This is a genomic window from Ihubacter sp. rT4E-8, assembly GCF_049852125.1.
GTDB lineage: Bacteria > Bacillota > Clostridia > Peptostreptococcales > Anaerovoracaceae > Senimuribacter.
This window is the reverse complement of record NZ_CP187532.1, coordinates 2,873,758-2,887,381: the sequence shown is the minus strand read 5'-3', so window position 1 is coordinate 2,887,381 and position 13,624 is coordinate 2,873,758. Positions and strand designations below refer to the sequence as shown.

Sequence of the window (13,624 nt, the reverse complement as noted above, 5' to 3'; positions counted from 1 at the left end):
ACAGATAATCGTCAAGGCAGCTTACTTCTGATCTTGACGATTACCCACATTAAGCAAAACAGATAGAAAGGCAGCTACACCTTAGATACATCCAACTGCCGTCTGATTCCATAGTCATATTACGGCACTTCAAATTTATAACCAACGCCAACAACGCTTTTGATATAGTCCGGGGAATCCGGCGTAATTTTCAGTTTCTTCCGCAGATTGCTCACATGATTATTGACTGCCTTGCGAGAGTAGTAGGAATAATCCTCATTCCAGACCAATTCCATAATCAACTCATAGGTAAATACCCGCTTCGGGTGTGTGATTAACAGAGCAAGGATGTCAAATTCCTTAGCGGTTAATTCGATTACCTGTTCGCCAATACATACAAGCCGTTGCTCCTGGCAGAAATATAAACCGCCCATTTGAATCTCTGTAAACGGTTCATCCAAGACTGTCTGCACCCTATAAGTTTCGGGAATGGCACATGGGCTGTCAGCCGGATTATTCTGTTGCTTTTCGGAATGAAGAAGATAATTTACTAATTCCTGACGCTGACGGGCGTTTAACAACATGAGCAGCTTTTCCGCAATTCTACCGCCTGGTTCAGATATATCAAATACAGCTAATTTCCCATGTCGCCACCCCCTTTCCGTCAGTGTGGGCATTTATTCTTTTACCATCAACAAATATTCCTGTTGTATTCCAGTGTTTTATGCAAAAAGCTCATTTTAAGCGTTATAAAGTTTGCTATATTGTTTCGGAGTTACTCTGGCATATTTTTTGAAAAAATTAGTAAAGTGACTTTGGCTGCTAAAACCAAGCTGATAGGTGATATTTGATAAATCTTCTCCTGCCTTCAGCAATTTTTTTGCTTCTGTCATTTTAATACATTCAATATAACGATAGGGGGATATACCCTTTTCTCTTGTAAACATACGTATAAAGTGGTACTTACTAAAGCCCGTAAAGGAACTCAAATCGCATAAAGAAATGTTTGTGGCATAATGCCTTTCAATATACTCGCAAGCACGTTCTACGCTATCCGAAATTTCCATTTGTTCGCATTTCAATGGTTGAGCATAATCTGCAACCAAATCGCCGATGATCATATAAAGCAGTTCTTCCTTTTGCAAATCACAATACGATCCATTTTCAATTAAGTCAATCAACTCTTTGATTTGCGGAATAAGATCACTCTGGCGCACGATCTGCGGCTCAAAATATGGACATATAGCATATCCTATACATTCCAATGCCAATTCTTCCATGCGTTCAGTAGTGATGTGAAAACATCTGAAATCCAACACTTCTTTTTCCAATTCTAAGCAGGTATGATTGTCATTCGGGTTAAAAAGGAGCAGATCATTTTTCCCTATTCTATACTCCCTGCCTTGACATATTACTCGTCGGCTTCCGCTTTCTATATAGCCTAATTCATAGTAATCATGAAAATGCGGAGGTAAGTTTTCTATCATTCCTGTCAGCGTTAACACCTCTATATTAAGTTTTTCGTCAAAAACAATTCTGCTGCTAGAGTTATCCATAAGTCACCTCCATAAGCCACCTCCATAAAGTTATCCCGATAATACCATTATAGTTTATGCGTATCTCGTTTTCTTGCATAATGTTGCTATCTTCATCCGGCCTTGTCGAAGATTGTGCTTTCATTTCCTGTTATGACGGTATACGCTTCCGAAGATTGATAAGGCGAAGGACATTCTCCATAATCTCACTATCCCGTACCTCCAACATCAACCATTTCAATCCATTTCCGGTTTTCGTGTTTTTGAATACCGTCTGCACATAGCCAGAACATAGCGGCATAAGAAGCTCTGCCTCCGTAAGCTCACGATTTCCCACAACCACGAGGGCAATAAAGTAGCCTTCCATCGGATAGAGCGTGCAAAGAGACTTCCCACCTTTTTTATACTTAATATTCCAGCCTGCCTGCATGGAACAACGGCTGTATTCCATGCAAGGCTTGACTTGATAGGCGGACTGTATACGGCTATTAAACTCCACCCATAACGGATTGTTAATGTATTCCGCGACTTGCTCCAACGATGGAGATTCCTCATTTGAATATAGCGCATTCCAATCCATCATAAAACCCTTCTTAGTTTTTTTCTTTCAGGGACAAAGGCTTAACCCAAATTTCCATACAAGCCATGTCCTCTAAGTCACGATAATACTTTTCTGCCGAGAAAGGCTCCGTGGTTAAGCTGTGGTGGGGCAGCCATGTACCGAAAAAGTATTTGCTGGCCTGGTCCAGAGCCACCGTTACCAAATCCTCAAAATTTTCTGCTTCGATTCTGCAAACGATATATTTTCCTGCCGATAGCTCTCTCTTTACAAAACCATCTTGTAGCCGATTTGGGATATTTTGAACAAGACCACCCGCAAAATAAGTGAAAAGGTTCTGTGCAGTATCTTCCATATGGGACATTCCCATTTCTACAGTAGTATTTAGATTAGCTATGATTGAAGCCTTCTCCATGTGATAACGCCTCCAAAGCTGTCCCGGCACATCTACACCTGTGCTTTCACCAACCGGGATTTGTTCAGAAATGCGGACTTCCGTTTCCAAGCCGAGGTAAATTTCCGGTTTTTCCAACGTCTTTCTCTGGATTTCCAAGATGATATTTCCTACCACCAGCGGAACCCCTTCGTCTATCAAAACGTAATTCATAGAAACTTCCGGCTTGTCGAATGTATTGAGCATTGGTAAATTTCTCCTGTAATTTTCGGGTGTGATCCCATACGTTTCCTTGAAAGCCCGCGTAAAATTAGCATGGCTCGAAAAGCCATAGTCCAAGGCAATGTCAAGAATCCTCTGATTGGTACTTTCCAGATTTTCGATTACCTTTGCCAGACGGCGAAGTTTCACATATTCCTGAACCGGTTTATTTACCAGCCGCTTGAACAAGCGCTGAAAATAGAACGGGGACAGGCCGACGCTATTTGCCAATTCTTCCGTCGAAATTTCTTCTGCCAAGTGTTCCTCGATATATGTCAAGGATTGTTCGATTGCTTCCCATGCGTGCATTGTGGCACCTCCTATATTTGATGTTCAAATTATATCATTTTATTTTTTGCCAGGCTTTTCACGCAATGCGCTTTTTGACTAGAAAAATGCACTTTGCAAAATAGAAACCTTATGTCAATATGTAATAGATTGTCATCTTCGACAATTAAAATCCGTTTCATGTCCCTTAGGTAAGTATAGCAAACATAACCTGAAATCCTGTATGTATTTTATTTAAGCTAAGATGTATCACGGACTGTTCCGGCTGGGGTGTTGGGATTTATCCATCACCTCAATGTAATCAGCTTTTGTCATGCCATATAAATAATAATCGCAGTAGATGTTTACCATTTTTCCCTCACGAATAAACCCTTCACGCTTGAAGCCCGCTTTTTCAAGAGTTTTGAATGACGCAATGTTACAGATGTGAACATCAGCCCAAAGACGCTGCAATTCTGTTTCTTCAAAGCAGAAGATAGCTACTCTCGCCAGCGCTTCTGTCATAAGTCGGTTGCCTTGATAAGCAGGAGAAAGGCGAAATGCTACTTTTGCCATGCGGTCATTTTCGATGAGATACACCCACATATCCCCGATAACTTTATAATCTTGTTTGTGCACAATACCCCAATGAAAACTTTTTGTTGGTTTCTCCGGCTTTTGAAAAAGCAATTCCGGGTTTAAGTCACTTTTCCCGGGGCGTTTTCCCCAATACTGATAAATGGAACTGTCACCCAACCATTCTTTCAAATCTGAAACATCTTCTTTTCGCAGAGGGCGTAGGATAAGTTGTTCCGTTTCAAGAACAGGCTTATTCTGAGCATAATCCTGTAATTTCATAAGCCACCCCCTTAAAAGTTGAACACCTGTCCCCAATCAAAATAGCCGGAGGCTTCTGTGCTTTTCGGCCATTCGCTGCACCATGCGGGAACACCAGGTGTTTCAACCCTGTCAAAACTCGGTGTGTAGGGCTTGATGTCGAGTACGGGCGTATTGTCATTTGCGTCAATGAATGTAACACGAATCATGCCGTTGGTGAAATCAATGTTGATAATTTCCGACGCTGTTAATGCAATAGGGTTCGGACGCACAGGAGAGCGTGTCGCAAATACACCCATGACTTCGGGTGCGCCTTTATAGGGCTGTTCTGTCTGTAATTCATTTCGATCTGCGTCGTTGTCGCAATCGCTGAACCACCAAAGGACATTGATATGGCTGAAGCCCTCTAAGGCTTGCAGTCCGGGAATGTACTCCGGCTCTAACTGAATAAATGTGCCGTTTTCATCATTCTTTACTTTGCCAATGGCTTTTAATTGATAGGTCATATTTTTCCTCCTTGCTATGTTGGTAAATCCAGTATAATACCTCACATCATGTGAGATGCAACAGGGAAAAATAAAAAATGCCCTGCCTTTTTAGCAGGACATTTCAAAGCCTGTACAATCATATGTGTTCCAGCGGTATTTGAAGTTCAATCAAATATTTTTCAGGATTATTCTCATTCCACGGGCCTCTATGTACGATTTGACGCATCGGGTTAGACATTTTGTATTCGCTGTTTTTCTGCAGCCATTCGGCAAAGGCAAGGTAGGCTCCTTTTATATTTGCAAAATCTCCATAGACCATTGTGCAAGCCATATACGGGACTGGTTCTGTCATGCGGAAACAAAATGGTCCTTTTGCCTTTCCCATTTTCTTTACCGGAGCACATAGCTCAATATCAACATCTATCTCCCGAAATTCTGTATCGTGATAAATGGAAAATGTATTGCTCGTTATTTCTATTTTTTGCACATCAGTAAAAGTAGAAAGTTCTTTCCATAAGTCGCCCTCGGAATAGTAGGTTGGTACAACTTTCCGCAAGGATAGCACCTGATATGTAGGGATTGACTTAACGGAGATGTTATAGTGCAGTTCTCCTTTACCACCCTGTATTTCACTTTTTGCAAGTTCAATCTTCCGCAGTTTTTCTCGTTCAGCCTGTATTGCATTTTCTATCTCTATGCGCTTTTTGTTGAGCTGTGTAAGAAGTGATTGCTCGTCCAGCGTCAGGGCAAGCGCGATTTCTGAAACATTCAGTCCGCTATCCCGCAAATACAGGATTTTATTTAGACGTGGTATTTGCTCCACCGAATAAAGTCGGTGTCCCGTCCACTTGTCAACCTCCGCTGGCGTTAAAATGCCCGCCTCGTCATAATAGCGGAGCATACGAATAGATACCTGCGTCAGCTTTGAAAATTCTCCTATCCTAAACATCGTTTCACCACCTACTCCAACTATATTTGTACTTTTATCTCATTACAACTTTATATGTTTCTTGCTACATCCTTATTATACCGCCTTTCTTTCAGTTTATCAATGTCGTTGCGTGGTGCAAGAACTTTTTCTGGGGTTCCACAAAATGGCAAGCAATGCAATCTTCCGTAAGATTGCGTATTTAGCAGGAAATCCGTTCCCGGACTTCCTGCTAAATGCTTGTTGGTGACATGTCCCCAAACCCCTGAGATCGCCACCTGCGGTGACGGCTGCACGTTCCTTCGGAACGCTAAAACCAGGCTTATTCCCATTTAAAACACTTTACAGAGATGCCAAAACAAACGAGTGTAACGGCACACATAACAGTAACCGGAAGCAACACATTTTCAACTGGAAATCCAAGAAATACCGCTTTCATCAACTGAATACCTTGTGTTAACGGAAAAATACTGATTATCTTCTGCATGGCAACGGGCATAACCTCAAAGGGAAGCGTTGCTCCCGAAAAAATCAGCATGGGAAAATACAGAATACAGGCAATCACACTCGCGCTTTTCGTGTTTTTCGCAATCCCTCCAACTAACAATCCTATGCTCAAAGTCGATACCATAGTCAAAAACCAGCTTCCTAAGAACAATAGGAAAGAACCATGTATTTTTATTTTCCATAACAGCGCGGCGGCGGGGAACAGAGTAAGCATTGATACAATGCAATAGATAACGTAAATCAAAAATTCTACTAAAAGTAATTTTGCCGGACTGACAGGGGTAACTTGAAAACGCTTCAAAATTTTTCGTTCCCGATATTCTGATACGACAAGAGGCAAGCCCATTAGCCCGCTCGCACAAATGGAGATACAGCATAATGCGCCAAAGGACTGTTCTATAAAAGTGTATGCCGCTCCGTCTTCGGCGGGTTTTGTTCCGTAAATGAAGCCCAGAATAATCAAAACAATCAGCGGCATAATGACAGCAAAGATAACCATATTCATGTTTCTGATGTTTAATTTCAATTCGTTTTTCAAGAGCGTTCTAAATGATTTCATTTTTTTCCTCCTCACCGGAAAGCATAAGATAGGCGTCCTCAAAGTTCTCACACCTACTGGCCGTCTTTGCCTGTTCAACAGTTCCATAAAAGACTGCCTTTCCCTTTTTCAAAATACATATCTCGTCACATAGGGCTTCCACTTCATCCATGAAATGAGAAGTTAAAAAGATAGTTAATCCCTTGCTTTTTAATTCAGATAATATTTTCCAAACATCACGCCGGGCTTTTGCGTCAAGCCCGGTAGTCAGTTCATCAAGGAATACCAGTTCCGGGTTCGGGATTAAGGCAAGCACGATAAATAAGCGTTGTCGCTCTCCGCCGGACAAACTTTTTACCGAGTTGCCAGTCTTAGTCCCTATTTCAAATTGTTCACAAAGTTTCTTCCAGTCGGCAGGCGCTTCATAAAGACAGGCGGTTTCTTCACATAGCTCTGAAACTTTAATTTCCGGCTGATAATCACCCTCCTGAAACTGAACGCCGACATTCTGAAACAGGTGGTGTCTGTCTTTTTTGGGGTTACATCCCAAGACGGATACCGTTCCGCTGTCGGCATTTTTTGTACCTAAGATACACTCAATCGTTGTGCTTTTCCCCGCGCCGTTTGCGCCAAGAAGCCCGTAAACGGTTCCGCGTTTTACAGATAGACTGAGTTTGTCTACTGCAAGCAGATTGCCATAAGATTTTGACAACTGCTCCACATTGATTACAGTCTGCATAATATGTCCTCCTTTTGTCTTTCATGAAATAAGAATACCACCAATGAAAACATTGGTGGCAAAGTGTAGGGTTTAAGAAAATTGGATTTTCATATCTTGCAGCATATCCAAAATAATGGCTGCATTTTTTTCTGCCTCTGACAGCGACACGATCAGTCTGTCGCAGACAGAAATAATGTCATCCGTCTGTTTTGGTGTGTTTAATGTAGCGCGAATATCTGTATCGGGATTTTTGGATAGCTGTTGCAAAAGCCGCAGGATTGCTTCTAAAGAATAATTCGCACATCTTAATGAGCGAATGATTTTTAGCCGCTGTATGTCCTCATCCGTATAGACGCGATACCCGTTATCTTTTCTTTTTACGGTAAGTAGGCCGTTCATTTCCCAATTTCGGAGAGTGTCCATAGAAATATCAAGCAGTTCTGACACATCTTTTCGCTTCAACTGCCGGGAATTTTCCCTAATACTGCCAGATAAAATCTGTTTTACAATTTCAATAGCTTCTTCTGCGTCCTGGCGTTCCTGTCTGATTTGCTTCAAATAATTTTTTGTAAGCGCAATAGCTGTAACAAAATCTCCTGTTGCTGATACCATAATCATCTGTGCGATTTTCTTTCTTAATCCGTTCTGCAAGATCTCCACTTGAAATGCAAGACGTATCAGCTTACATTGCTTTATATGAAATTCTGTAAATACACGATAGCCATTTGGTAACCGTTCTGGCGTGGGTATCAGTTTCAGTTTTTCATATAACCGTACTGTATTTGGGTGTATTCCGATGATTGCGGCTACTTCCGCAGTTTTATATGTTTTCACTGTTTCCCGCCTCCATTCTCTCCCAATATACCATAGCCAAAAAGTCTGGTGTTATAGTGTAGGGTTCTATTTTACCATAGAAAAAATATTTAGCAACATAGAATTGCTACCGGGATTTTTGCTTATCTTTCTGCTGCTCTTGGGAAGAAGGAATGTCCAGCAGATAATCCACGTTGGCCTTGATATTATGAAGCTCCTTCATATCAGACCGGGCCTGCTTATAGGCAGCATAGGCTTTCCGTTTCTGTTCCAGCAGGCCGGCGTATTCCTCCCGGAGTGATTTGACAGAGGGAAGTTTCGTAATGCCCATGCTGTCAAAATATTTCTTCGCCGCCTGGTGCAATAGAATGTCCGCCTCATGCTCTGACCGGAATTTTTTACTGTAACCGGCCTTGCGGTAATCCACATAGACCGCCCGCGTCTTTGCATAATTCACGATCTGCTTCTGCAATTCTCCGTTGGCGGTCATCTGCGATTCCAGGTCCTTGATCTGTGCCGACAGAGCATTAAAGCTGGCGGTAGCGGCCGCAGCTTTTTCCTGCAAATCTTCATAGCTCATATCCCCATGCTCTTTCAGGTAGATCACCGCCTGGGAGAGCTGTTTTAAGTTAAACACCTTCGCCCAGCGTTCATAGCCCGGCCCCTTGCCGGCTCGGACCGCCGCCTCAATATCCACCAGCAGCCCAACCTTCGGAGCCGGCTTTTGAGAAAAAGTGCGGCGGGGTTTTACCGTGCGGGCGCCCTCGATCCGTTCCCATATGGCCTGCTCGGTGTAGTCGCCTTTCAGCGTATTACACCGGGTATAGTTTTTCTGCCCCGCCACCCGGAGCCGGAGGTTCTTGCGTTCCCGATTGACTTCGATTCCGGCAGCCTCCAGATTTTTCAGAAATTCCTCAAAATCCTTCGGTCTTTCTTCCAGAGCCGCGTCGATTGCCCGGCGTAGCTGCTCCTGGAAGGAGGGCTGTTTTTCATTTCCCAGCCATGTGCCATAGTGATCCCTGCTGGGTTTTGGATTCTCCACGATAGACAGACCATGCTCCAAACACAGCTTGTCATTCATGCGCCGGATCGCCCAGGTAGAGCCCCAGAAGTTGCGGAATTTTCGGGTGCAGTCAAGGGCGGTGGAATTGATGATGATGTGATTATGAACATGGTGCTTATCCACATGGGTACACACCACAAAAGCATGATTGCCCTTTGTCAGCTTCAGTGCGAGCTCCCGCCCGATCTGGTTCGCTTCTTCCGGCATGACTTCGCCGGGCTTGAAGGCTTGCCGGAGGTGGTAGGCGATCACATCATCCGCGCCCCGGTCCCGTCCGGTCAGGTTCAAATACTGCCGCTTGGAAAGAAGGAACTCCGCATCCGCGATCCGGGTATCACACTCATAACCATAAATGAATTTTCCAAAATCCGTTTTCTGCGGATTCTCCACATAGTCAATGATGTCCGCAATGGCCGTAGACACATCCCGGCCTTTTCCCACATGCAGCGGCATCAGCCGTGTAGTCGCCATACCATCACCCCCTTGATTCAATTCAGCCGGTTATCGTTCCTGGCTCTTGCGCTGCTTTGGTTTCTCTGCTCTGGCCTGCTGCCCGGCGTTTTTATTCAGGCTGTCACGGACAGAAGGCTTTTTCTCCTGGGCCAGTGCATACTCCTTCCGTGCCTGGGTGAGAAATAAATCCGTAAGTCCGGGGTGGCTGCGGTCCACCACAAAGTAAACATTCCGGTCATGGCCGAAACCGTCCGGGTTCTCATAGACCGGAATGGATTTCGCCCAGACTTTGTTATCGCGGGAAATGCGCCCGTCCCAATCCTTCTGCCGGACCGTGTTGGCAAGCACATAAAACATCCGGTCATAGCCGAATTGTTCCAAGACCTGATGTACTGCCTCCGTGCCCAGGCGGTTATCCCGGTAGTGATCGACAATGGCCTGCTCGATTGCCTCCTTGCAGGCGATATTTGCCTTATAGGAAGCGCGGTATTGTTCCAACTCTCCATGCTCATACGCATAGGAAGCCGGATAGATATATAGCTGTGTTGTGTCTTTCATGTGATCCCTCCAAATAGAAGAAGCTGCCTTGTGAGACGGCTCCAAATAGTGAAAAAAAGGGCGAGACACCAATATGCCCCGCCCATAAGTTTATCCAAATACAAAATCCCTGAGCGCGCGGTTTGCTCCGCCGATCATCCCGACCAGCCAGGCCGCCGCCATTGGCAGACCATAGGGGCTTATCAGAAACGCGATCACCAGCCATGCAAGCCCGGCCCACACTCCGGCAGTAAAGAACAGTATCAGTGACGCCAGAAATACAATGCCTGATAAAATCCCCAGCACCGCGCCGGACGCGATCACCAGAAACTTGCATACCAGATAAAGAAGCCCCGTAACCAGGACAAAGGGAAACGCCAACAGTTTGAATATCAGACGCATAGGTCAAGCCTCCTTCCACGAGGAAAAGTATCATATCCCTCTGCCAAAATTCTATCGTGCCGGTTCCCGGAAAGCAACGGCTATTTTCTCCATTTATGAAATGTTTGCAAATCCCCGGAGCAGCTTATCCATACCATTCCACAGGTCATCCAGCCGGGTACGCAGATCTTCCACATCCGCAGCGTAAACGCTGCCGGTCTCATTGGCACGCCGTGTGTACTGATTTAAGTTATTGGAACAGATACGAAGGAGGCGTATCATTTCCTGAATGTCGCCCATATCCAGGTGAATGATGTAACCGTCCACTGCCATCTTGCGAAGATAAGCGGAAAGGTTGGTGATCCCCAGCTCCGCCATATGTTCCTTTATCAAAGCAGCCTCCGCCTCGGTCAAAACGAACTCCACACGGACAGACCGCTTATCCCGTCCGCCCTTCATCGTTCTGGCCCCTTGTTCGGGGAGGGCGGCTTCGGAGAAGTTGCGGCGGCTGTCCGTGCTTCTTTGAGCTTGCCGCGCAGGGTATTGTTCTCCAAACCGTCAATGTATTCTTTTATATCGCCGCTCACAGCATGGTAAGAGCGTTTGAACCGTTCCCGTTTCAGGATCATGGCAAGCTCATGTTCGTTTTCCGGCAGATCGGTCATCGACTTTGGATTTCCGTGCATCGGCATAAGCTCATTGATAAGCCGCCTCCGGTTTTGGTAAGGGATTATGATGTTGGTTCCATCCTCAAATACGACAGAAACTTTTTCTATGGGGCAGGTCAGCGATTTTGTCCGCTCTACATGCGACCCATAATCCAGCGGATAGATATTGCCGATTACTTTCCCGTCCCGCACGTCTTTGATAGAGATGGCATAGGCAAGGACCGGGTCTTTAGTCTGCTCATGGTAGAACCTCCACACATTATTCGCATAGCTGTCCTCCAGATGGACTTCCCGCTCCCGCAGGGTATAGGTGCCGCAGGGTCTTGACATCCAGAGAAGGCGCCGGTCCTCCGGTTCTCCTGATAGGGCCAGCTTTGGGATCAGCTCTTTATCTATGTCAAAATCATCTTTATAATGCTGTGTATGCAGTTCTACGACCTGCCCCAGAAAGCCCAGTATGTCCACACCTTCAAATTTTGTCCCCATACTCAAAGCCCCCTTTCCAGGACAGGCGGTGTGACCTGCCTTGCCTCATGTTCCGGACGCTCGGATTTCAGGCGATCCAGGATAGAGGGCTTTTCTTCCGGCAAGGTCTCCGGGGCAAGCTCCCGGATTTCCTCATAGGTCTGGCCGTCCGTCAGGTCCGGCTTTACCGGGGGCTCATTGTTCAGCCTGCCGTCCAGCATATTATAATTGCCGGTCTGTCCTTCCTCGTAAAGCTCTGCGTTGTGCAGATAGCTTTCGGGCGGCTGGAAGGGCTGTCCGGCGAACAGGATTTCCCTCTGCGCTTCAAACTGCCGGAGAACGCCATTTTGCAGCCGGGCAAACTCCGCATACTGATCCCCTGTAAGCCCGCGCTCCAGCATTTCCGCCTGAGAATGGGCCCAGCCCTCACCGTAGAGGAAATAATACATATCCGCCCGGTCTGTGACAAAGCATAGGGAACCGTCGCCGTTATCATAATAGGAGGTAAGCCCGTCCTGATAATGATAGCGTTCCTCGCGGCCCAGATAGACCCGGTTATCTGCCGCAAGCATGGCGACCATGCCGGCATAGTTACCGTGTACCGCAGAACGGATTTCCACCAAAGGGTCCAGCTCTTTAGAAAGCTGCCTGCCGGGAATCTCATTCAGTTTTTCCACTGCCGCATTCCGGGGTGTCTGTTCCTCATGGGCGCGGGCAGCTCTGTCCGGCTGTGTTCCGTCCTTTCGGACAGCACCCGGTTCCGGTTCTTTTTCCTTTACAAAATAGTGGACGTTGGCAGTCGTGCGGCTGTTACATTCCTTTGCGTAAGCCTCGGCTGCCTCCTGGGAAGCAAATTCAAGGGGTTTGCCGTCCTCCTTGCACCAGCTTTCCGCCCGCCCAAAGATCGAAGCGGCGCTGCGCACCGCCCATACACCGTAAGTCTTTTCTCTTTTCATCGGCACCTCCTGTTATCGTTCCTGCTGCTTTTCCGGTTTTGGCCGGGCAGACGGTTCCGCTGTTTTCGTTCCTTTAAGCTGCTGCCGGAGGGAGGCCCTTTGTTCCTGCTCCGTATCTGTGATATTCACATACTCGCCGATGATACAAAGCGCCTCGCCATAACTGCCGGAAGCAAATACCCGGTCCTTCATTTCCTTTGCCTGGTCTGTAAGCCCATGCTCCCGCAAAGTGCGGGCAGCGATCCCCACCAGGTTAAAAATATTGCCATCCTGCCCGATCAGCGCACAGTCCGGCTTTTCCGGTTCTCCGATAAATCCGCCCAGGCGGTTGGGGACAAAATCAGAAAGCCATGTGCCGCCAAAATTCTCATGGGTCTGTAAACGCCACACGGCAAGTTTCCCAATATCCAGGTCCACACCCTCAAAAGGATAGAGCAGACAGGTAAGGCCGTCATACTCAAAAGAAGAAATGTCCTGGAACTCCGCTCCGTTTTTCAGAATACCGGCCTCAGTGAACATTTCATTGATCCCGTCAAGCCATTCCTGCAGCTCGCCGCCGCAGCCCTGCAAGATCAGGCCGTCTTTTCCCTCCATACGGCGAAGGTCCTCTGTTTCAATATAGTTGATACTCAAAAAAATCGCCTCCTATCGTTGTTGTTGGTTTTCTTTCCTGTGCCGGACAGCTTTGCCCTCCGGCGTTTTCTTTAGCTGCTGCCGGAGGGAAGGCTTTTGTTCCTCTTTCTGTAAATCTGTAAGGATCGCAGATAAGGGCTGTTCCCATCGACTCCCGAAGCCACGTACCACCGTTCCGGCCAGCGCGCCGTTTTCCCTGAACATTTTCAGCGTGTCAAAAGCTCGGTCAAAAAGGGAAATGTTTCTGGAATCTACACAGGGGGCAAAGTGGATCACCCCTTTGGGATAGTGCCCGCCGGTTCCGATCCAGCCCCGCACAAAATCATCGAAGCCCTTTGTGATTCCCGCGTCTGCCAGCTCCACGGCATGGCTGGCATTTACAAAACTTGTTTCTTTATATTGGCGTCCCAGGACCAGCACACCAGTCTTTGGGTTGAACAGAAAGCGCCGGTTGTCGATCTGCTGCATATCAATGGCCTGCGCCCTGGTATCAATCCGCATGATCTGCGGCACAATCGGTGTTTTTTCTATAAGCATCCCTCCAAACTGTCATAAAATCAGAGCGTCGGAAAAGCGCCCTTTGTCCGCAACTTAGCCCCATTTCAGAGGCCGGGAGCATTCCAATATAGGCGCCCTGTAAA

The 13,624-nt window shown here is 46.4% G+C and carries 18 protein-coding genes; all 18 read right to left on the bottom strand.

The window, feature by feature from the left end; all coding sequences use genetic code 11:
• Positions 1-119 precede the first annotated feature (119 nt).
• The 18 genes from ACPW7J_RS14365 to ACPW7J_RS14280 all read right to left on the bottom strand — a co-directional run bounded on the left by ACPW7J_RS14365 (position 120) and on the right by ACPW7J_RS14280 (position 13,520).
• A complete protein-coding gene (locus ACPW7J_RS14365; RefSeq protein ID WP_425755706.1) occupies positions 120-656 on the bottom strand; it encodes a winged helix-turn-helix domain-containing protein in 537 nt (178 codons plus the stop codon).
• A 63-nt stretch (positions 657-719) separates the two neighbouring features.
• A complete protein-coding gene (locus tag ACPW7J_RS14360) occupies positions 720-1,535 on the bottom strand; it encodes an AraC family transcriptional regulator (RefSeq protein WP_425755704.1) in 816 nt (271 codons plus the stop codon).
• A 130-nt stretch (positions 1,536-1,665) separates the two neighbouring features.
• Positions 1,666-2,097 carry a DUF3788 domain-containing protein gene (locus ACPW7J_RS14355; RefSeq protein ID WP_425755702.1) on the bottom strand — a complete coding sequence of 144 codons (432 nt, stop codon included), beginning with the start codon at positions 2,095-2,097 and terminating at the stop codon, positions 1,666-1,668.
• Positions 2,098-2,107: 10 nt separating this feature from the next.
• On the bottom strand, positions 2,108-3,037 hold the full coding sequence (locus ACPW7J_RS14350) for an AraC family transcriptional regulator (protein WP_425755700.1): 930 nt from the start codon (positions 3,035-3,037) through the stop codon (positions 2,108-2,110).
• A 228-nt stretch (positions 3,038-3,265) separates the two neighbouring features.
• Complete coding sequence (locus ACPW7J_RS14345) at positions 3,266-3,853, bottom strand: GNAT family N-acetyltransferase (protein WP_425755698.1); 588 nt, start codon at positions 3,851-3,853, stop codon at positions 3,266-3,268.
• A gap of 11 nt (positions 3,854-3,864) precedes the next feature.
• Complete coding sequence (tsaA, locus tag ACPW7J_RS14340; protein WP_425755696.1) at positions 3,865-4,338, bottom strand: tRNA (N6-threonylcarbamoyladenosine(37)-N6)-methyltransferase TrmO; 474 nt, start codon at positions 4,336-4,338, stop codon at positions 3,865-3,867.
• Between the two features lie 118 nt (positions 4,339-4,456).
• Positions 4,457-5,269 (bottom strand): MerR family transcriptional regulator, encoded by an 813-nt coding sequence (locus ACPW7J_RS14335; protein ID WP_425755694.1) that lies wholly within the window; start codon positions 5,267-5,269, stop codon positions 4,457-4,459.
• A gap of 301 nt (positions 5,270-5,570) precedes the next feature.
• A complete protein-coding gene (locus tag ACPW7J_RS14330) occupies positions 5,571-6,314 on the bottom strand; it encodes an ABC transporter permease (protein ID WP_425755692.1) in 744 nt (247 codons plus the stop codon).
• The gene (locus tag ACPW7J_RS14325; RefSeq protein WP_425755690.1) at positions 6,301-7,032 is read right to left on the bottom strand and encodes an ABC transporter ATP-binding protein; all 732 of its coding nucleotides are present in this window, start codon (positions 7,030-7,032) and stop codon (positions 6,301-6,303) included. Before ACPW7J_RS14325 ends, ACPW7J_RS14330 begins: the two co-directional genes overlap by 14 nt.
• A gap of 72 nt (positions 7,033-7,104) precedes the next feature.
• Positions 7,105-7,848: a MerR family transcriptional regulator gene (locus ACPW7J_RS14320; protein WP_425755688.1), complete on the bottom strand. Its 744-nt coding sequence runs from the start codon at positions 7,846-7,848 to the stop codon at positions 7,105-7,107.
• 106 nt (positions 7,849-7,954) lie between these two features.
• Entirely contained in the window at positions 7,955-9,361 is a 1,407-nt protein-coding gene (locus ACPW7J_RS14315) for a relaxase/mobilization nuclease domain-containing protein (protein ID WP_425755686.1), read from the bottom strand.
• Between the two features lie 30 nt (positions 9,362-9,391).
• The gene (locus ACPW7J_RS14310; RefSeq protein WP_425755684.1) at positions 9,392-9,901 is read right to left on the bottom strand and encodes a DUF3849 domain-containing protein; all 510 of its coding nucleotides are present in this window, start codon (positions 9,899-9,901) and stop codon (positions 9,392-9,394) included.
• A 90-nt stretch (positions 9,902-9,991) separates the two neighbouring features.
• A complete protein-coding gene (locus ACPW7J_RS14305; protein WP_425755683.1) occupies positions 9,992-10,282 on the bottom strand; it encodes a CD1845 family protein in 291 nt (96 codons plus the stop codon).
• A 93-nt stretch (positions 10,283-10,375) separates the two neighbouring features.
• Positions 10,376-10,720, bottom strand: coding sequence for a plasmid mobilization protein (locus ACPW7J_RS14300; protein ID WP_425755681.1), 345 nt, complete (start codon positions 10,718-10,720; stop codon positions 10,376-10,378).
• Positions 10,717-11,415: a hypothetical protein gene (locus tag ACPW7J_RS14295; RefSeq protein ID WP_425755679.1), complete on the bottom strand. Its 699-nt coding sequence runs from the start codon at positions 11,413-11,415 to the stop codon at positions 10,717-10,719. The genes ACPW7J_RS14300 and ACPW7J_RS14295 overlap by 4 nt, the downstream gene beginning before the upstream one ends.
• 2 nt (positions 11,416-11,417) lie before the next feature.
• The gene (locus tag ACPW7J_RS14290; protein WP_425755678.1) at positions 11,418-12,350 is read right to left on the bottom strand and encodes a DUF4316 domain-containing protein; all 933 of its coding nucleotides are present in this window, start codon (positions 12,348-12,350) and stop codon (positions 11,418-11,420) included.
• Between the two features lie 12 nt (positions 12,351-12,362).
• On the bottom strand, positions 12,363-12,983 hold the full coding sequence (locus tag ACPW7J_RS14285; protein WP_425755677.1) for a hypothetical protein: 621 nt from the start codon (positions 12,981-12,983) through the stop codon (positions 12,363-12,365).
• 12 nt (positions 12,984-12,995) lie between these two features.
• Positions 12,996-13,520 carry a hypothetical protein gene (locus ACPW7J_RS14280; protein WP_425755675.1) on the bottom strand — a complete coding sequence of 175 codons (525 nt, stop codon included), beginning with the start codon at positions 13,518-13,520 and terminating at the stop codon, positions 12,996-12,998.
• Positions 13,521-13,624: the final 104 nt, after the last annotated feature.